Consider the following 19,563-nt stretch of genomic DNA (forward strand, 5'->3'; position numbering starts at 1 on the left):
TCTCTTCTCGTCAGTTCGGGGGGCACGCAGCGGTAAGCGGATCGCAGCGACGCAGCTTGCCGTCGATGGACTGGCGAAATCCCAGCCCCAGCGGATCGGGCACGCCCTCGTAGTAGTCGCTGGAAATGAACTGCGCACCCGAGGCCAGCGCGGTCGCGAGCCGGGCATGGTCGCCGGCGCGGGCCTCGCGCGTGTCGGCGTCGGCGCGGGTGCGCACGAGGAAGCCCAGGCCCACGAGGTGACGGATGCGCTGTTCCCCGGCCCCGCGCGGGTCCTGGATGTTGAACACCGCCGCCTCGGGCTGGTCCTCGGCGTAGAACCCGAACATCGCCCGGCCGCGCAGCGAGGTATGCCCTTCGCGGTAGAGCTGTTCGTGCCGTTCGTTGCCGTCGAGCACGAAGAGGAAGCGCCCTTTCGCCTCGCCTATGCGCGGCCAGGCGTGGGCGAGCAGGGCCTCGCGCAATGTACCATGCTGGCCACGCACGTCGTCGGGCACGATCAGGTGGGCGGCGCCCATCGTCTCGCGGATATCGGTGTCGAGCGCGTCCAGCGTCGCCGCGTCGAACCGGGCGGGGTTGGCCCAGAAGCCGGGGATCGGCTCGAAGTCGCTGGCGTTGACGAGCACCGTCACGGGCGCGTGGCCGGGATGCGCGTCGGACCATTGCCGCAGCCGCGAGAGGCACGCGCGCAAGGTCAGGCAGTGGCTCTCGATGTCGACTTGCGGGAAGTGCAGGACCTTGGCTCCCGGCGCCATCATCTCCGCACGGATGCGCGGCAGGTCGAGGTGATAGGGCGCGGCATAGAGCCCGCCGGTCGGGTCCGGCGCGACGTCGAGTTCGATCTGCCGGATGCCCAGCGCGAGTTGCGCCTCGAGCGGAGGGTGGCCGTAGGCCAGTCCCTCCGCATGCTCGGCTGCCAGTGTCTCGATCCGCGTCTGCGACGCGGGCGACGGGAACGGGCGGTAGCTGTTGTGCGAGCCGATCTGTTGCACCTGGTCGAGCCGCAGCGCGCGTTCCGCCGCCGTTTCCGCGCCGTCTGCCCCGGCAGCGGCGGGAACCGCCGTGCCGAGGAGAAGCGCCCCGCCCAGGCCGGCAAGGACCTTGGACATCACCATTCGAACGACGCGGTCAGCTTGAAGAAGCGCCCGGTTTCGACATAGGAGCCGTTCCCGCCGCCATCCTGCGTGCCCAGGTAGCGGGTGCTCTTGCCCATCGTCTTGTAGAAGCTCTCCTGGTTCAGGATGTTCTGCACCTGGCCCGAAAGCGACCACTTGCCGAAGCGATAGGTCGTGTTGAAGTTGAGCTGGCGGTTGGGCTGTAGGTACGTGTCCAACTGGTCGTTGAGGCTGAGGAGCTGGCGCCCGACGTACTGCCAGGCCAGCCGGGCCGAGAAGGCCGGGCGCTCGAAGAACAGTTCGGCATTGTAGATCACCCCCGGCGCGCGCGGCAGGGCCGTCTTGCTCCGGCCCGCGAGACCGCTGTCCGCCTTGCTGTCCTGCAGCGTGAGCGAGCCTTCGACGCCGAATCCGCCGAGGAAGCCGCCCAGTTCGAAGAACTGCTTGCGGGCGTGGAATTCGACGCCGTACAGGTCCGCGCCGTTGCCGTTGAGCGGCATCGTGTAGGTGACGCCGTCGATGGCAGTGTCGCCGGAGCCTGCGGCGGGTGTGCTGCCGGTCGCGCTGGCGGTGAACACGAAGTTGGTCAGGTGCTTGTAGAACGTCGCCGCCTCGATCACCGCGCTGTGATCGGGATACCATTCGATCCCGGCGTCGAAATTGGTCGCCTCGGTGGGCTTGAGGTCGGGATTGGAGCGGTTGACGAAGGCGAGGTCGCCGGTGAGGTCGTTGTAGCTGTAGGTCTCGGGCCCGGCGATCAGCGCGAAGGCCGGGCGCGAGAAGCTGCGCCGGACGGCACCGCGCACGACGAGCCGGTCGCTCGGCCGCCAGGCGAGGTTTAAGTTCGGCAGGAACTGGTCGTAGGTGTTGCCGTCCTGGGTGAAGCGACCGGTATCGCCGGCAGAGGCGCCGGCGCTGTCGGTCAGGACGATCCAGTGCCGCGCGCTGAAGTCGGTATGTTCGTAGCGCACGCCGGCCACCACCTGCACCGGGCCGAGTTCGGCTTCGGCCTGCACGTAGCCGGCCAGTACGGTCTCGGTGCCGTAGACCGTGTTCCGGTTGTAGTCGTTGACCGTGTAGTAGCCCGGGTTCGGCGAACCATCCGGGGTGAACTGGTCGGTATAGGCGTAAGGCAGGATCGCGTCTTCGAAGTAGGCGCGATCGTAGATGCGGAAATTGGCGTAGTTGCCGCCCATGAAGTTCAGGTTGCGCCCATCGAGCGAAGCCGCCGTCGGGCCCTGCGCGGCGGTCGAGCCGGGCCGGCTGCCGTCTGCGGCCGCGATCACGAAGTTGTCGCCGTTGTTGCCCAGCAAGCCGCGATCGTACTGGAAGCGCTTCGAACGGTTGACGTCGAAGCCCCATTTGAGGTGCTTCACCAGGCCGTCGATCGCATAGTCCATGTCGAGCTTGAAGGCCAAGCGCCTGTCGCTGGACTTCACGTCGCGCGCCTGGAACTTCCACACGTTGATCGAATTGGCGCTGAGGATCGCGTCCTTGTAGGCGGGGTCGGTGAAGGTCAGGCCGATGTTCGTGGGATCCGAACTGTCGATCAGCACGCCGCCCACTGGCGCGCCCGTGCTATCGACGATGAGGCCGAGGTTGCTGTACATGCTGCCTTCGACGTAGTTCGGGCGGCGCTGCTCGCTGTAGCCGTAGGACGCACGGGCCGAGACCGTCAGCTTGTCGGTCACTTCGTAATCGGCGCCGGCCTGGATCGTGCCGAGCTGCGAGATCTGGTCACGCGCCTGGAAATAGCTGCCTGCCAGCGTGCCGTAGGGCGTGTAGGCGCCGCTGGCGTCGTAGTAGGGCGCCGCGCCTATCTGCTGGAGAATGCCCGAAGTGACGCTGTGCTGGGTATCGATCGACGATACCTGGTAATGCCCATAGGAACCCCGCAGGAACGCGGTCAGGCCATCGTCCTTGAAGTCGAGCGAGAAATTGCCGCCGTAGCGTTCGATGTCCGAGTCATAGAGGTCGTACTTGGCGCCCAGCGGGGTCAGATCGTCCGCAGCCGCATTGGCAGTCGCCGGGATGTACTGGTAGGCCTCGGTGCTCTCGGCGGCCGACTTGCGGCGCTCGTAGTAGGCCGTGGCGTAGACGCCGATGTTGTCGTTGCCGCCGAAGGTCCGGCCGAACTCGACCTGGCCGACGCCGCCCAGGGCGCCGAACCCCAGCTTGTCGGCGCGGTCGTTGTAGTTCACGCCGCCGGTGACCTTGAAGTAGGCCGGGCCGTACTGGAAGCCCGTGGGCGTCGAGATATCGACGGTGCCGCCGATCGAATCGCCGTAGTCGGCCGCGGTCGGCGTCTTCGAGACGCTGGCCGAGCGCAGGCCGTAAGGCGCGATCATCTTGAGCGAGAGCGCGCGGGTCGATGGATCGGCCTGGGCCACGCGCATGCCGTTGATGGTATAGGCGTTGTAGCTGGAATCGATGCCGCGGATCGAAACGAATTCCGCCTCGCCCGTCGCCGCCTGACCCAGGCCCATGTCGGCATAGGCCGAGACGCCCGGCAGCACCGCGAGAATGTCGACGATGTTGCCGCCGGGACGCCGGGCGATCGTCTCGCCCGACATGACCGCGTTGGTGCCGACCTGCCGGCGCTTCCATTCGAGCGCCTTCTCCTCCTCGGGCGGAACGGTGCCGGTGACGACGATGTCGTTGCCGGTGTCCTCGTCGCCCGCGGATGCGATCTGCAGGGCCGCCGGGCCACCCTCGGCCGACGAGGTGAGGCCACCGGCGCGAGGGTCGGCGGCGCCCAGCACGACGGTCTTGCCGTCATCGCTTTTCACCTGCAGCCCGGAGCCCCGGATCAGCTGGGCCAGAGCGGCGCTGCGGGTCATCGTGCCGCGCAGTGCCGTGGCGCTGCGCTGGGCGATCGGCGAACGCGGGAAGAAGATCTGCACCCCGGCCTGGCGCCCGAAGTCGGTCAGCGCCTTTTCGAGCGGCTGCGAGGCGATGTCGAAGTTGTACTGGCCGACCCCTTCGCGCGCAGTCGCATGGGCGGCAGGCGTCATCAGGACCATCGCGATGAGCGATGCCCCGGCATACTTGGCAGACATTTGGAAGAAACCCCTATTGGTTCGGAACGTGTGAAAGTACCTTCACTTCCAAGGACGATCACGGCGCGACGAACCGCCAAATGGCCCGTCAAAAAAATCAGCGGGTGAGCAGATAGGCCGACTCCGAGCGGGACACGTGGATGCCGAGCCCCGCAGACACGGCGTGGAGGAAGGCGGTCGGGTCGGTGGAGGTGAAGCGGCCGCCCACCGGGATGCCGGCCAAGTCGCGGTCGACGATCACGATCTTGTGCGCGAGGAAGCGGTTGTACTCCTCGATCGCCATGCCCAGCGTCATGTCCTGGAACAGAATCTCACCGTTCTGCCAGGCGATCGTGCTGGCGACCTGGGCAGGACTGGCGCCGCGCACGATGGCATCGCCGCGCGAGACGAGCAGGCTCTGCCCCGCCGCGGCCGCGCCCGCAGCAACGCCGGTGTCCGCACGGGTGCTGGCATGTCCCGCAAGCACCAGCAGGTCGAGCGCATCGCTCCTGAGGCGGGCGTTGAAGCGGCCTGTGGACAGGACCAGCGAACGATCCTCGCCGTGAACGACGGCTGCCGGTCCATCGCGCAGGACCAGCGCGACTTCGCCCTTCTCGATCCACAAGCTACGCTCTGCCCCCGAAAAGCGCCACGAGAGCCGGGAATCCGTGTTGAGCCAAGCCATGCTGCCGTCCGGCAGCGCCATTTTGCGGTTTTCGCCGAGCGCCGTCTCCGCCGTGTTCCAAGCATAGGCGCGGCTGGCGAACGTGCCAGTGCCGAAAACGCCGACCGCAGCGACGATCCCGGCCGCCCGCAGGAAACTACGGCGCGAAGCCGAAGCCGAAGCCGTCGATCGCACCTCGCCTGCTTCGACGAAAGGAGACGCCGCCGCCTTGCCATGGACCGCGACGGTATCCCACGTGGCCAGCGCCCGGCAGAACGCGAGGGCGTGGGCAACGTCCGCGTCGCGCCAGCGCTGGAAGGCTGCTTCGTCAATGGTGCCCAAATGATGCCGCGCCAGCCAGGCAGAGGCCTGCGCAGCGACGCCGCCGTCGCTCCCGTCCCGGCGATCCGGCTCTCGCCTGCCTTGCATCAAAGGCAGCCTTCAACAAACAACGCCATAACCTTCTAGACGAACGAGCGAAGCGATACCGCCAAGCGCGCTTACGAAATAATCGCCAGCGGTCGCGGCGATGCCGTGGCGGGCGCGGCGCGATCGGTTTCGGGAAGTTCGACGTCGTAATGCCGCAGCGCGTCGGTCAACAGGTGGATGGCCCGGGCCAGCCGCTTTTCCAGCGTCGAAAGGCTGACGCCCAGATCCTGGGCGATCTGGCGCGGCGCGTGGCCTTCGATCCGGCGCCGCACGAAGACCGTGCGGCAAGGCTCGGGAAGCGCATCGAGCGCCCGGGACAATTCCGCGACCATCTGCCGCCCCGCGAGCACGCGATGTTGGTCCGGCGCGTCGTCGGCGATGTCGAAATCCTCGATGTCGAGGATCCGCCGGAACTCGACGATCTTCGAACGGCGGATCCGGTCGATGAAGATGTTGCGCGCCATGCGCAGCATGTAGCCGCGCGGATCGCCGATCGCCTGCCAACCCTCGGTCGAAAGCATCCGGGCGAAGACGTCGTGCACCAGGTCGCACGCCTCGTCGGCGCCGCCGCACATCCGGCCCGCCGCGGCGAACAGCGCCGGCTCGTGAGGCAGCACGTCCTCCACGAACCAGCGATCGATTGGGCGAATGACAGGCATGGCGTCTTTGCGGTTCCCCGGGGCAAGGGCTGCGCAATAGGTGAGGTCTATAACAATTCAGCGACACCCGCGTCTTGCGAGGCGATGAAGAGCAGTAGCGAGGCGGCGCCGACGGCTAGGCCGGCCGAAAATCGGAGCTGGCCGATCGGCTCACGCCGATCGCGGGGCTGGTGTCGGAAGACGACGTGGCAATGGCCAAAAGCGATTGGGGAGGGGCCTGCGAGAGACCGCACATCCATCCCGTGGCAGTTTTGACCTTCGAGATGGCTATTTGCTGACCGGATTTCCGCCAATACCGAGGGCCTTTTTAAGCAACAGGCATAGTGGCTGAAGTCCCTCGTGGTGCAGCACACCTTACGCGGCAAGCCGCTGAAAGGAAACAACTTATGCAAGGGATTGAGCAGTTTTCAAAGAGTGGGTCAAGCGCCAGTTCGGGGTGCGCTGATGGCCATTTGATGGCTAGGCCGCCGGTCGATCCGGCGCGCGAAACCCTGGAGCGATTCGCCGTACGGCGCCCGCAACCCAGACCGGAATCGCGCGAAAAATCTGCCCGTTGCTAAGCGCCCCACTGTGGCCATTCGAGAAGCTGCCTTTGATGAACACCATTGGCCGGTAGGCGAATGTCGGGTTTAGAGAGCAGAAAGTGGGATAGCTGGCGGTCAGACCCCGGCAGCAGCCGACCAAGCCCGGACACTTGTTCATCCTGGCGTGTCCGACAAGAGCCGCCACAGGCGCGCGGTGAAGTTGCCAGCCAAGAACAACGCCGATCTGGCAAATATAATCCTGCCACAGAGGGACAAAGCCGGTCGTCTAAGCAATCGTCATTATTGATCATCAAAAACGGTGCGCGCGGCTTTCACTCCATCCGCATTGCCAGCGACCCAATCGACCAACCCCTGAAGCGCAGGCAACAAAGTCCGGCCCATTGTGGTCAACTGGTATTCCACACGTGGTGGGACTTCCGCGAAAACTTCTCGCGACAGAAGACCATCACGCTCCAGGCCGCGTAGCGTGAGTGACAGCATGCGCTCGGAAATCATCGGGATCGTTCTATGCAGCGTCGAGAATCGGGCTCGATCTCCCGGCATCATCGACAGCCCGAGCAATATAAGGATGCTCCATTTATCACCGACTTTGGTGAGAAGCTCCCGGAACGCAGCGGGGTCCTCATGGCCGCAAAGCAAAACGGGTGCATCTGTTGAAATTTGGTCAGTAGGTTTCATGCTTACATCCGTGTTAGCTTCGGCAATTTAAGTGCGTCCTTGTCGATATCCGTGCCGCTACTTATAACGTCAGCAACAGGCGAACAGATCTGCACAGGATTATCTACGCGGTCGTCTTGAGTAATTCTCGAGCTGACGGAACACATCTCGAAAAGATCGGAATCTTGCTATGATAAACCACATCATATTGAGCGTTGCTGACGTGGAAAAATCGCTGACCTTCTATCAGGCAGCACTCGCGCCGCTCGAAATTAAATTCTTCATGCCCTTTAAGGGCGAGAATGGCCACCCCGACCTCTGGGGATTTGGTGACGGGCAAAGCGCGCACTTCTGGCTGAAACAGGGCACGCCTAACCCTGACGCAATCCACTGGGGGTTCGACGCCGCCAGCAACGCCAATGTCGACGAATTTTACGCAGCCGCGATGGCGGCGGGAGCAAAGGATAACATCTCCCCGCGTGCGCGTCTGGAATACTATCCAGGATATTATGCCGCGGACGTCTTGGACCCTGACGGCTACTCGTTTGAAGCCGTTTACAAGAGCTGATCCGGCACGCCTGTCCCAAATTCTGAAAGATCCGATCGTGCGCGAATTTGACGCGAACTCGACAACCAATGACGTGCTTGCTGGTATGAACCTGGCGGGCAAGCGTATCTTGGTGACCGGTGTGTCGGCCGGCCTCGGCGTGGAGACGGCCCGCTCGCTGGTCGCGCATGGCGCCGAGGTGATTGGCACCGCCAGAGACCTCGCCAAGGCCGAGAATGCCACGACCGGTGTACGGGAAGCCGCCAGGGGCGGCGGTGGCCGGTTCGATCTGGTCGAACTGGACCTGGCGTCGCTGGCGAGCATCCGTGCCGCCATTGATGGGCTGCTCGCGGACGGGCGGCCTTTTGATGCGATCATTGCGAACGCAGGGGTGATGCTCACTCCCGAAGGCCGCACGCAAGATGGCTTTGAAACGCAGTTCGGCACCAACCATCTGGGACACTTCCAGCTGATCACGCGCCTTGCCCCGCTGATCTGCGATGGCGGACGGGTGGTAGTCTTCTCATCAGCCGGCCACCGCACGGCGGACATCGATTTGAGCGACCCTAATTTCGAGCGGCAAGCCTATGATCCGTGGATCGCCTATGGCAGATCCAAGACCGCAAATGCCTTATTCGCGGTAGAGTTGGATCGGCGGCATCGCGACCGCGGCGTGCACGCCTGTGCAGTGATGCCGGGTGTGATCAATACCGAGCTTGGACGCCATATAACGCCTGATCAGCTAAACGCCATGATGGCCGATCTGCAACGGGAGACCGAGTTGTCGGGAGCGCCTCCGTTGGCTTTTAAGTCGGTCGAACAGGGTGCGGCGACCTCCGTATGGGCGGCAATGGTCGCCAATGGCGATCTGATCGGCGGGCACTATTGCGAGAATTGCAGCGTGGCATCGATCGCCGATGGCGAAGGCTTTCGTGACGGAGTGCGCTCCTACGCATTGGATGGTCAAAGTGCACAAGCGCTGTGGCAACTGAGTGAACAATTGGTGAGCCAACGCTGAGCCAACGCGGCACTGCCAAAGCGATTCTCTCAACTCCCGATACCGAAACACCGCGCGCTTCAATGATGCCGCTGCTCGTCGTGCGCATCGAGTAGATCAACCTGACACGCTGGATGGACAAACAACATGCTTAAGCCCGAAGATAACCTAGATCGTCGCAATATACTTGGTCTTATGGCTGGTGCAGGCACCGGCCTTGCGGCACTCGCCGCCGCTCCGTCGACGGCCGCAGCGGCTTCGGTCCATTCTGTCACTCCCGGCGACGCTCGCACCGTGCTTGGCAGCGCGACGCTGACGACGAAGGACGGCGTGACGATCTTCTACAAGGACTGGGGCCCTAAGTCGGCGCAGCCGATCGTATTTCATCACGGCTGGCCGCTGACAGCCGACGACTGGGATAACCAGATGATGTTCTTTCTGCTGAAGGGCCATCGCGTCATCGCGCATGACCGCCGTGGTCACGGCCGCTCCAGTGCGACATTCGCCGGCAACGACATGGATCATTATGCCGCCGACATGGCGGCCATCGTCGCTCATCTCGACCTCAAGAGTGCAATTCATGTCGGCCACTCGACCGGCGGCGGGGAAGTTACGCGCTACGTAGCGCGACATGGTGGCAACGGCCGCGTCGCCAAGGCCGTGCTGATCGGCGCGATCCCGCCGATCATGCTCAAGACGGCCAGCAATCCGGCCGGCTTGCCGATGGAGGCCTTTGATGGCTTTCGTTCGGGCCTCGCCGGCAATCGCGCGCAATTCTACACGGATATTCCCGCCGGGCCGTTCTATGGCTTCAACCGGCCCGGTGCCAAGGTACAACCCGGCGTCGTCGCCAACTGGTTTCGACAGGGGATGATGGGCGACGCCAAGTCGCAATATGAGTGCATTGTCGCCTTTTCGGAAACCGACTTCACCGACGACCTGAAAGCAATCACTGTCCCTGTGCTGATCCTGCATGGCGAGGACGATCAGGTCGTGCCGGTAGACAATACCGCGCGGCGCGCCGTGAAGCTTGTAAAACAGGGTACGCTTAAGACCTATCCCGGCCTTCCGCACGGTATGGCGACAACGCACCCGGATCTCATCAACGGCGACTTGCTGGCATTCATCCGAAGCTGAGCTAAGCGCGATACTGCGTCAGACAACCTAGCCCTATTGCCTCGGTTTCATGGCAAGCTGCGGAAGGAAAATGCATGCCTGCAACGCTTGAAGACTCCTACGATACGCTGCTCGCTGCCTTCCCCGATCTTCCAGCCTCGCCGATCATTCGTCGCGCGTACGGCCATGCGCGCCAGCAAATGCCCGATTTCCTGTTCAATCACGTCGCCCGATCATGGATCTTCGCTGCAAAGATCGGTGCGCGCGGCGGCGACAGGTTCGATGCCGACGTGGTCGGTGTATCGACGTTGCTGCACGATATCGGCATGACCGTGCACGGCGACGGTCCGTATCGCTTCGAAGTGAACGGTGCCGAAGTCGCCCGTGGCTTCGTTCGCGATCTCGGTTTCGACGATCGGCGTGCGCAGCTTGTGTGGGATGCAGTGGCGCTCCACGTGACGCCATCGATCAGCCTCTACAAGGAGACCGAAGTCGCCTTATCGGCGCGGGGTATTGGCGTGGATTTCGGTGCGGGCGACTATGCCGCGTTCACACCTGAGGAAATCGACGCCGTAATTGCCGCCGTTCCCCGGCTCGATATGAAGCGGCGCTTCGCCGCCTGCGCCGTCCACCTGGCCGAAAGCAAGCCCACCACAACCTACGACACGTTCATCCGTGACTTCGGAGAGCGCTATGTGCGCGGTTATGCTGCTCCTTCGTGGGTCGACGCGATCGCCGGTGGTCCGTACCGCGAATAACTCGCCAGTGCACATACACACATATAGTATCGGTAAACGCGCTACGCTGCCGTCTGAGATTATCACTTTCTACTTTTGACGTCGGCTTCCGCCGTAAACTGCCGTTCGAGGTATGCGCGGCGAATGACTGAAATGTCGCAGCCCCGGTCATAAGCGGACTGACCGCTCATTGGCACGCCATTTTCCCACTCGAACGGCTTGGACGGGCGCAAACCAGCTACAGCGTGGAGGCTGATCGAACGGCAGCTTGCCACCCCCGATCAACAGGCGACAGCAGGCCGATTGCCGCCCAGGAAACCCGCCCCCCGCAGCGATGAGCTGTTCCGCAGCCAGATCGACAACATGGTCGACATGAAGCACGCGCTGGTGAAGCTGGCAGGGCTGATCGACTGGACACGGTTCGAGGAGGCCTATGGGGCATCCTATCACGAGAAGGGCCGGCCTGGGCTGTCGAAGCGGCTGATGACCGGGCTGCACCTGCTCAAGCACATGAAGGGCGTGTCGGACGAAGTGATCTGCGCGCGCTGGGTCGAGAACCCCTATATCCAATATTTCTGCGGCGAGCTGTACTTCCGGCACAAGCTGCCGCTGGATCGTTCGTCGATGACGCGCTGGCGGGACCGCATCGGGGCTGACAAGCTCGAGCTGCTGCTATCCGAGACGCCACGTGTGGCGATGTGCACCAACGCCTTGACGCCGCAAGCTGCGCGAAAGGGTGACGCTGGACACGACCGTGCAGACCAAGGCGATCGCCCATCCCACCGACAGCCATCTGTTAATGCGCGGCATCGAGTGGCTCAACCGGTGCTGGACGATGGCGGAAAACCGATCGAATCCAAATTAGCGAGCACCACCCGTTACAGGCTGCCCAATTAGCAGATCTGTCCGATCGGGCAGCATAATGAATGTAAAGTTCACCACTGAAAGCTCCGATCACCTTTGTTGCGTGCTCATACCTGGTCACGGCTTCTTCACCGGGTCGGAAAATTCTGTGAGGTCTAACGCTGTTAGAGGGTCAATCTCAGCAGCGATCGCTAATGCCCAATCTCGCCAAGTGTATAATTCGGGGGAGGCTCGCTGGCCACCGACCCCGCTCCTAACAAGCATACGAATTTTTGAGGCAAGGTCATGATCTTCTGCCATCGACAGCAAATGATCTAGCCGCTCCTTTCGGGCTCGGTCGGCAGATGCCTGGGCTTCCGCTTTCGCTTCGGCACGCGATCGCTTGATTTCCTCGATCCGGCGCGTCTTCAAGTCAGTGCGGTGAGCATATTCCAGCTCGCGATATGATCTGTAGGTCGCCTCGGCTTGAACAAAAAATTCGGTTACGATCGTGCCGATTTTTTTCTCCAGTTCTCCGGTCTCATCGTCAGCCCAATCCGCGTCCGGCACAGACGCTCCGTAGCTCTGATTTAGTATCAGACGCAAAGAACCAGCGGGGGGCGAACGTCGGGAAAAGTAGCGGTCGAACCGGCGGTGGATGGCTTCGGGGAAGTCCAATCCAAGATGCATTGTCACGTCGTGGATTTCGACACTGATCAACAGTGCGGAATGGTCGGTTATGCGGATATTACCCCCCGCCTTAGCAGTTTCGAGCATGAGGCAATTCAAAACCCGGAGACGCCGTTGCTCGAACGCGGAATCGAAGCGAGGGCCATCATAGGCCCAGGGGTAGGGTCGTGCGTTCTGAGCTTCTCGCCGACGCTCATCCTCGGCAAGGAGTGAGCGGATTTTATGGCCGGGCGCTGTGTCTCGAAGAACTTTTGGCGATCCCACGAGTGAGGCATATCGCGCGCGAATCTCTTCCAGCGGCTCTTCAAAAACCGGCGGCGGAGGTAGCGGGCCGAGCAGATCATCATCAGTGACCGGGCGCGGAACTGGCGAATGGGGATTAAAAGCGGTACTGACGAATTCATCCATGCCCGGCGCACGTGGCGGCAGTGGAAGAACGCGTGGTTTCAAGCCTTTCTTCAGGCCCGTCCAATACGTCGGACCGGGCAGCGGAATCTCCTTTGCATTGCATCTCTTTCGGAGCGAAGGTTCAGACAAACCCAGCGGTTCAACGAGGTCGCGAAGACGTTCACGCCAGACGAGTTCGTAAAGCTCCTGCCGGGAGATGACGATCGCCAAAATTGCCTCCGATTCACTCATTTGCCCGGAGCCCAACGCGATAGATTTTATTGTCTAACCCAGGGCTCCGCACGGGGACCATGCGTTGATGTCTTTCCGCGAATTTACAGCACTCGCCAACACCCGTGCGCCGAGGTGCATCGCCTTCCAGTTGGACGGCGCATGATGGCTGGTTGCTGACCGGAGCGGCTTTTGGGCACTTTCTCAGGTAGTCATCAGGCGCCGGACGGGCTATGGGCGACCACAGGAAATCGCAGATTTCCGCCAGAACCGAGGTCCGGTGTGAGTAAGCAGCGTAGTGGCCAAAGTCCCTCGATGTGTAGCACACCCTACACGGCAAAGCCTATTGAGGGGCTTCGGCTTCGTCCTTGTCGCGCCGGGGGAGTGGGTGCTCGGCGATCAGTTCCAGTCGCTGCGGGACGGTGCCGATGTCGATGCCGTGGTCGCCGAACTGCCGTAGCAGCGCGAGGAACGTGCGGCTGCGCGCGCGGTAGACGTCGCGCGGCGATTCCACGTGGGCGAAGCAGTTGAACAGGATGCGGCCGTCGGCGATCGAATCCACGAAGGCGGTCGGGGCGGGATCGTCCAGCACCGCCGGCTCGGCCGCGAAGGCGCCCAGCACGATCTCGAGCACCTTGTCCACGTGGATTTCGAGCGGCACCGAGAACTGGATCTGGATGCGTCCCATCGGGCTCGACAGGGTCTTGTTGAGGACTGTCTTGGTGATCAGCTCGGAGTTGGGGACGATCAGCGTCGAATGGTCGGGCAGGGTGATCTCGGTCGAGCGCACGCTGATGCGCTTGACGTCGCCCTCGTCGGTGCCGACGCGCACCCAGTCACCGATCTTGATCGGGCGCTCGGCCAGCAGGATCAGGCCCGACACGAAGTTCTGCGTGATCGCCTGGAGGCCGAAGCCGATGCCCACCGAAAGCGCCGAAAGCAGCAGCGCGATCCTCTCCACCCCGATGCCGAGTGAGGCGAGTGTCCAGATGATGGCGAGCGCGATGCCGACATACCGCGCGACCAGCCCGGCCGAATTGCGCGCGGATCCGTCGAGGTCGGTCACCGGCAGGTAGCGCTTTTCCAGCCAGCTGGTGAAACCGCGCACGATGGCGAGGCCGAGCGTGAGGACGATGATGGCGCGCAGGATCGCGCCGGGCGAGATGGCGACGCCGCCGATCTCGACCCCTTGCGCGAACGTGCCCAGCCGGCCGAAGACGCTGCCGAGGCCGCCGCCGCCGCCGAACGGCATCGTCAGCAGGCCGAGCGCCACCAGCACGATCAGGATGCGCACCGCGCCCGAGATCAGCACGCCGGACTGGTCCACCACGCTGCCGCGCAGCCCGACCGTCCGGGTCAGGGTCACGCCCAGGTGGCTATCGCGGTTGAACAGCGTGGTCGCCACGTCGTCGGCGGTGCCGAGCAGGAGGAAAAGCGCGGCGCCCAGAATGGCGATCCAGATGATGAGCCGGGCGACGAACAGGCTCAGCCCGACATAGCCGCAGGCCAGCGCGATCAGGGCCATGACGACCAGCGCCCAGGTCACCAGTGTCGCCATGGCAAGGCCCGCGCCGACGGGCAGGCCCCCTTCTGCTTCGTGCCGGTCGGCGCGGGCGGCGCGCAGGCGGCCGAGCAGCAGCAGGAAGGCAGCGATCCAGGTCAGATGCACCAGGCCCTCGACCATCTGCCAGGCCGCCATCGCCGTCCGGCTGGCCCCTACCGCGCCGTTGAAGGCGTCGAGCAGGATGCTGGCGAAGGCAATCCCCGCCAGCAGCAGGATCATCGGGTGGAGCCGCCGCGCCGTATCGTCCGCCAGCGGCGCGATCCGCCACGAAGGCTGCCGGCGCATGAGCAGCGCGCCCGCGAGCGAGGCGGTGAACGCGGCGAAGCCGGTAGCGCCGACGAAGCCGTCGAGCAGGGCGTCCCAACGCTGCGGAAACAGACCCGCCCAGCGGAAACCCTGCACCAGCATGAACGCGGCAAGCAGCGGCGATACCGTGCCGACCAGCACGCGCCACAGCGCATAGACCGAGCGGCGGACGCGGTGGCCGGGCGCGCTGCCGATCAGGTAGCGCTGTCCGAAGCGGCGGCCGGCCAGACGGATCGGAAACAGGAAGGCGAATGCCAGCGCCGCGCCCAGCAGCACCTGCCAAGGCAGTCCGCCGTCCCATTGCGCATGGATCTGTTTGAGGCCCTGCGCCAGGAACAGGTCCACCCGCCGCATGTCGCGCGGCATCGAGGCGAACAGCGCGCTCCAGAACGCAGGCGCCAGCGGCGAGTGGACACGGGTGGACAGCGTCTCGTTGAGCTGCTCCGCCTGGCTGCGGTCCATCTCGGCGATCAGCTGCTGCGCTTCCACTTCGGCGAGCCGGCCGCGCTTGACGGCGGCGTCGAGGGCCGTGCGGCTGTGCGCCAGGGTCTGGCGCTGGCGCTGGATGTCGGGGGCTTCGGTCACGTCCTTGGTGACGGGACCAAGCCCGGCGATGCGCGCATCGACCATGGCGAGCTGGTCTTCGAGCTGGCCTTCGGCCGCGCGGACGACCTGCTGCACGGCCAGCGCCTTCACCCGCAGCGCCGAGCGATCGTCGGCATTCACCGGCGTGTCGAGCGCGCGGTCGACGGTGCGCAGGTCCGCTTCGGCCTGTGCGATCTGGCGCGAGAGTTCGGCGGTCGGCGTCAGCTGTGCCTGCGCGGGCACGGCTCCCAGGACAAGAAGCAGGGCTGGCAGCAGGCGGACTAAGAGGGACATCGATGCATTCTCTGGCGGGGGACCGTGACGGTGCCCCGGTTAGGCAGGAATGCGCAAGTCGGCAATGTCCGCGAGCGGGTGGCCCGGCACAATGCGCGCCGACCGGAGGCCGGCTCAGGCCGGGTCGGCGCTTTCGCTGGTGAAGAAGTGCTGGATGAGCTCGCGCGCCAGCCGGGCAGGGCGCAAGGTGGTGGCATCGACGCAGCACCAGCTCGACTTGACCTCGGCCAGCACTTCCTCGCCCCGGCGGATCACCGTCTCGTACATGGCGCGGGCGCCCTGGACCTTTTCGAGCAGGACCGTGGCGATCACGTCGTCGTCGATGAAGGCCGGCTTGCGGTAGGTGATCTCGTGCTTGAGCGCAACCCACAGGTGCTGGGCGACGGCCTCCGACGGGGCCAGCGCGCGCCAGTGATCGAGCACGGCGGCCTGCACCCACTTGAGATAGCTGGCGTTGTTGACATGACCCATGAAGTCGATGTCGTCGGACTCGATGCCGACATGGAAGCGGTGGGGGATAGCGGTGTTCACGTCCGCTCTTCTATCACTCCGACAAGGCGAAAGGTAGCCGTAAAGCGGCGAGCTGGGGTGCGTCCGTCGCATTCTGCCACCCCTTTCGTCATCCCCGCGAAGGTGGGGACCCAACTGATGTTCGCTCCTGTGGCACCTCCATCAGCTGGGTTCCCGCCTTCGCGGGAATGACGAGTTTGGGGGAGAAAATGGCCTTCAGCGCACCGCCCGCTCCAGATGCTGCAGCTTGTCCGGGTTGCGCATTACGTAGATCGCGCGGATCAGTCCGTCCTCGATCAGCAGCGCGGTGGTCTGGAGCACGCCGTCGGCTTCGCGGGTCACGAAGCCCGGCAGCCCGTTGACGAAGCCGTAGCGCACCAGCTGCGAGGGGCCGCTCACGAGGCGGGCGATGGCGGCGTGGGCGCGCACCACTTCGCTCGTGCCCACCAGCACGCGGGCGACGGCGGGGCGCTTGCCGCCGCCATCGGCATGCATGCGCACTCCGTCGGCGAGCAGCGCACCGAGATGGGCGATGCCCTCCCCGCGCGAGGCCTGGAAGAACGCGGCGGCGAGTTCCAGCCCCTGCTCGCGGCCGACGGTGTAGCGCACCCGCTCCGCCCGCACGTTTGTCCGCGCCCGGCTGGCGAGCTGGCGGCAGGCGGCGGCATCGCGGCCGATCGAGGCGGCGACGTCCTCGAAGCTCTCGCCGAACACGTCGTGGAGCAGGAACGCCGCGCGCTCGAGCGGGGAGAGCCTCTCGAGCGCGAGCATCAGGGGCAGGGTGACGTCCTCGTCCGGCTCTTCCTCGACCACCGGTTCGGGCAGCCACGGCCCGCTGTAGCTCTCGCGGCGCACGCGCGCGGATTTCAGGTGGTCGAGGCAGAGGCGGGTGACGACGCGGCGCAGGAACGCCGCCGGGACCAGCACCGCCGCCCGGTCCGTCTCCGCCCACCGGATGAAGGCTTCCTGCACGACGTCCTCCGCATCGGCCATGGAGCCGAGCATGCGGTAGGCGACGCGCAGGAGGCCCGTGCGGTGGGCGTCGAAGCTGGCGGCGGCCTGTTCCATTACTTCCAGCCCAGTTCCGGGGCGTAGAGGTTGAAGCCGACCGCCAGGCGGTTCCAGCCGTTGATGACCACGATCGCCAGGCTCAGCTTCAACTGTTCCTCCTTGCTGAACTGGGCGTCCAGCGCTGCGTAGACGGCATCGGGCACGCGGCGGGTTGCGACTTCGGTCATGTGCTCGGTCCAGCTTAGCGCGGCGCGTTCGCGGTCGGTGTAGCACGGGGCCTCGTGCCATGCGGCCAGCAAATGCAGGCGCTGTTCGGTCTCGCCCGCCCCGCGCGCCTCGGCGGTGTGCATGTTGAGGCAGTTGGCGCAGCCGTTGATCTGCGAGGCGCGGATCTTGACGAGTTCGAGCAGCGGCTTCTCTAGGCCGCTTGCGGCGACCTGCTCGGAGAAGGCGTACCAGGCTTTGAAGATTGCGGGCGAGACGGCGTAGATATCGGCGCGGGGCTGCATGGGGCACATCCTTGTTTCGGGGTTGATGCCGACATGACGAGGCAGCGCGCGCCGGTGTGACATGGGCGGCGAACTTTTTGTCCGCCGCCCGCCAATTCATATGAAAATACTATGCGCTCGTTCGGGACCTCGTCTCGAATTGCAACGGCGTGCTGGCCTACTTGGCTGCCTGCAGACGAATCGCGCCGCCCATTGCGGCCGCGCCTGCAGGAGCATCACCCATGCAGGACATCCTCTGGATCGGCCTCTTCCTCACCCTCTTGGCGGCGAGCCTCGGCTACGTCGCCCTGTGCCAGCGCGCGTGAGGGACAGGCGATCATGACACTCGATCTCTGGCTGGCCGCGCTGACCGCGCTCGGCCTCCTCGTCTATCTCGTCGCCGTGCTCGCGCGGCCCGAACGCTTCTAGGAGGGGCACTCCCATGACATTGCAGGGATGGCTGCTGATCGCGGCCTTCGTCGCCGTTCTGCTGGCGCTCACCAAGCCGATGGGGCTGTGGCTCCACGCCCTCTACGAAGGACGGCGCACGCCGCTCCACGCGGTGCTCGGCCCGGTGGAGCGCGGCTTCTACAGGCTTTCGGGCATCGACCCCGACGAGGACCAGTCGTGGCGCCGCTACGCGGTCCATATGCTCGCCTTCAACGCGGCGCTGCTGGCGCTGACCTATCTCGTACTGCGCGCGCAGGGGCTGCTGCCGCTGAACCCGCTGGGCTACGGCGCGGTGAGCGAGCCGCTGGCGTTCAACACCGCCGTCAGCTTCACTACCAACACCAACTGGCAGAGCTACGGCGGGGAATCGACGATGTCGAACCTCAGCCAGATGCTGGGCCTGACGATCCATAACTTCCTCTCGGCGGCGACCGGCATCGCGCTGGCCTTTGCGTTCTTCCGCGGTTTCGCACGGCGCAGCGCCACCGGTATCGGCAACTTCTGGGCCGACATGACGCGCGTCACGCTCTACCTGCTGCTGCCGCTCTGCGTGATCTACGCGCTGTTCCTGATCGCGAGCGGCGTGCCGCAGACGCTGGCGGGCTCGGTCGACGTATCGACGCTGGAGGGCATCAGGCAGACCCTCGCGCTCGGCCCGGTCGCCTCGCAGGAGGCGATCAAGATGCTCGGCACCAACGGGGGCGGCTTCTTCAACGCCAATTCCGCGCATCCCTTCGAGAATCCGACCGCATTGACCAACTTCGTGCAGATGCTGTCGATCTTCGTGATCGGCTTCGGCCTGACCTGGACCTTCGGCAAGGCCGTGGGCAACACCCGCCAGGGCTGGGCGATCCTAGCCGCGATGCTCACGATCTTCTTGGTCGGCACCGCCGTGACCTATTCGCAGGAGGCGGCGGGCAACCCCATCCTCCACGCCCTCGGCGCGGCGGGCGGCAACATGGAGGGCAAGGACGTGCGCTTCGGCGTGGTCGGCTCGGCGCTGTTCTCTGTCGTCACGACTGCCGCCTCGTGCGGCGCGGTCAACGCCATGCACGATAGCTTCACGGCGCTGGGCGGGCTGATCCCGCTGTTCAACATCCAGCTGGGCGAAGTCGTGGTCGGCGGCGTCGGCGCGGGCATCTACGGCTTCCTGCTGTTCGCCATCCTCGCCGTCTTCGTGGCGGGGCTCATGGTCGGCCGCACGCCCGAGTACGTCGGCAAGAAGATCGAGGGCCGCGAGGTCAAGCTGGCGGTGCTGGCGATCGCGGTGCTGCCGCTGATGATCCTGGGCTTCTCGGCCCTGGCCTCGGTGACCGAGGCCGGGCTTGCCGGGCCGCTCAACAAGGGGCCGCACGGCTTCTCGGAGATCCTCTACGCCTTCACCTCCGCCGCCGGCAACAACGGCTCCGCCTTCGCCGGCCTGAGCGCCAACACCCCCTTCTATAACGGCCTCCTGGGCGTGGCGATGTGGGTGGGCCGCTTCTTCATCATCATCCCGATGCTGGCGGTCGCGGGCAGCCTTGCCGCCAAGAAGCACACGCCCGCCACGGCAGGCAGCTTCCCGACCACCGGACCGCTGTGGACGGGCCTGCTGATCGGCATCGTGCTGATCGTCGGCGGCCTGACCTTCCTGCCCGGCCTCGCGCTCGGACCCATCGCCGATCATTTCGCGATGATCCGCGGCCAGCTCTTCTAAGGACC

The 19,563-nt window shown here is 64.7% G+C and carries 17 protein-coding genes; 7 read left to right on the forward strand and 10 right to left on the reverse strand.

Annotation, left to right across the window (positions count from 1 at the left end; all coding sequences use genetic code 11):
* Window positions 1–10 precede the first annotated feature (10 nt).
* The 5 genes from AC07M9_RS14990 to AC07M9_RS15010 form a co-directional block, all read right to left on the reverse strand.
* Entirely contained in the window at window positions 11–1,108 is a 1,098-nt protein-coding gene (locus AC07M9_RS14990; protein WP_494884670.1) for a Ca2+-dependent phosphoinositide-specific phospholipase C, read from the reverse strand.
* Window positions 1,108–4,173 carry a TonB-dependent receptor gene (locus AC07M9_RS14995; protein ID WP_494884672.1) on the reverse strand — a complete coding sequence of 1,022 codons (3,066 nt, stop codon included), beginning with the start codon at window positions 4,171–4,173 and terminating at the stop codon, window positions 1,108–1,110. The genes AC07M9_RS14990 and AC07M9_RS14995 overlap by 1 nt, the downstream gene beginning before the upstream one ends.
* Window positions 4,174–4,270: 97 nt before the next feature.
* Window positions 4,271–5,245, reverse strand: a complete 975-nt coding sequence (locus tag AC07M9_RS15000) for a FecR family protein (protein WP_494884674.1) — start codon at window positions 5,243–5,245, stop codon at window positions 4,271–4,273.
* A 71-nt stretch (window positions 5,246–5,316) separates the two neighbouring features.
* Window positions 5,317–5,904, reverse strand: coding sequence for an RNA polymerase sigma factor (locus AC07M9_RS15005; protein ID WP_494884676.1), 588 nt, complete (start codon window positions 5,902–5,904; stop codon window positions 5,317–5,319).
* An 824-nt stretch (window positions 5,905–6,728) separates the two neighbouring features.
* The gene (locus AC07M9_RS15010; protein ID WP_494884678.1) at window positions 6,729–7,127 is read right to left on the reverse strand and encodes a winged helix-turn-helix transcriptional regulator; all 399 of its coding nucleotides are present in this window, start codon (window positions 7,125–7,127) and stop codon (window positions 6,729–6,731) included.
* 169 nt (window positions 7,128–7,296) lie between these two features.
* Here AC07M9_RS15010 and AC07M9_RS15015 point away from each other — a divergent pair, with 169 nt between their 5' ends.
* The 5 genes from AC07M9_RS15015 to AC07M9_RS15035 all read left to right on the forward strand — a co-directional run bounded on the left by AC07M9_RS15015 (window position 7,297) and on the right by AC07M9_RS15035 (window position 11,400).
* A complete protein-coding gene (locus AC07M9_RS15015; protein WP_494884680.1) occupies window positions 7,297–7,674 on the forward strand; it encodes a VOC family protein in 378 nt (125 codons plus the stop codon).
* 37 nt (window positions 7,675–7,711) lie between these two features.
* Window positions 7,712–8,671, forward strand: coding sequence for an SDR family NAD(P)-dependent oxidoreductase (locus AC07M9_RS15020; protein ID WP_494884682.1), 960 nt, complete (start codon window positions 7,712–7,714; stop codon window positions 8,669–8,671).
* A 126-nt stretch (window positions 8,672–8,797) separates the two neighbouring features.
* A complete protein-coding gene (locus AC07M9_RS15025) occupies window positions 8,798–9,787 on the forward strand; it encodes an alpha/beta fold hydrolase (RefSeq protein WP_494884684.1) in 990 nt (329 codons plus the stop codon).
* A 74-nt stretch (window positions 9,788–9,861) separates the two neighbouring features.
* Window positions 9,862–10,524, forward strand: coding sequence for an HD domain-containing protein (locus tag AC07M9_RS15030; RefSeq protein WP_494884685.1), 663 nt, complete (start codon window positions 9,862–9,864; stop codon window positions 10,522–10,524).
* Window positions 10,525–10,722: 198 nt separating this feature from the next.
* On the forward strand, window positions 10,723–11,400 hold the full coding sequence (locus tag AC07M9_RS15035; RefSeq protein WP_494884687.1) for a transposase: 678 nt from the start codon (window positions 10,723–10,725) through the stop codon (window positions 11,398–11,400).
* 84 nt (window positions 11,401–11,484) lie between these two features.
* On the opposite strand, the gene AC07M9_RS15040 is transcribed toward AC07M9_RS15035, so the two are convergent.
* From AC07M9_RS15040 to AC07M9_RS15060, 5 genes are all read right to left on the reverse strand, one after another.
* A complete protein-coding gene (locus tag AC07M9_RS15040; RefSeq protein ID WP_494884689.1) occupies window positions 11,485–12,675 on the reverse strand; it encodes a hypothetical protein in 1,191 nt (396 codons plus the stop codon).
* A 322-nt stretch (window positions 12,676–12,997) separates the two neighbouring features.
* On the reverse strand, window positions 12,998–15,403 hold the full coding sequence (locus AC07M9_RS15045; protein ID WP_494884691.1) for a DUF3772 domain-containing protein: 2,406 nt from the start codon (window positions 15,401–15,403) through the stop codon (window positions 12,998–13,000).
* 114 nt (window positions 15,404–15,517) lie between these two features.
* A complete protein-coding gene (locus AC07M9_RS15050; RefSeq protein WP_494884692.1) occupies window positions 15,518–15,934 on the reverse strand; it encodes an acyl-CoA thioesterase in 417 nt (138 codons plus the stop codon).
* Between the two features lie 195 nt (window positions 15,935–16,129).
* On the reverse strand, window positions 16,130–16,981 hold the full coding sequence (locus AC07M9_RS15055) for a sigma-70 family RNA polymerase sigma factor (protein WP_494884694.1): 852 nt from the start codon (window positions 16,979–16,981) through the stop codon (window positions 16,130–16,132).
* The gene (locus AC07M9_RS15060) at window positions 16,981–17,433 is read right to left on the reverse strand and encodes a carboxymuconolactone decarboxylase family protein (protein ID WP_494884696.1); all 453 of its coding nucleotides are present in this window, start codon (window positions 17,431–17,433) and stop codon (window positions 16,981–16,983) included. The genes AC07M9_RS15055 and AC07M9_RS15060 overlap by 1 nt, the downstream gene beginning before the upstream one ends.
* A 318-nt stretch (window positions 17,434–17,751) precedes the next feature.
* Here AC07M9_RS15060 and kdpF point away from each other — a divergent pair, with 318 nt between their 5' ends.
* Both kdpF and kdpA read left to right on the forward strand, forming a co-directional pair.
* Window positions 17,752–17,841 (forward strand): K(+)-transporting ATPase subunit F, encoded by a 90-nt coding sequence (gene kdpF / locus AC07M9_RS15065; RefSeq protein ID WP_007681729.1) that lies wholly within the window; start codon window positions 17,752–17,754, stop codon window positions 17,839–17,841.
* A 13-nt stretch (window positions 17,842–17,854) separates the two neighbouring features.
* Window positions 17,855–19,558: a potassium-transporting ATPase subunit KdpA gene (kdpA, locus tag AC07M9_RS15070; protein ID WP_494884697.1), complete on the forward strand. Its 1,704-nt coding sequence runs from the start codon at window positions 17,855–17,857 to the stop codon at window positions 19,556–19,558.
* Window positions 19,559–19,563: the final 5 nt, after the last annotated feature.

The organism is Novosphingobium sp. GW821-FHT09E05 (genome assembly GCF_059416165.1).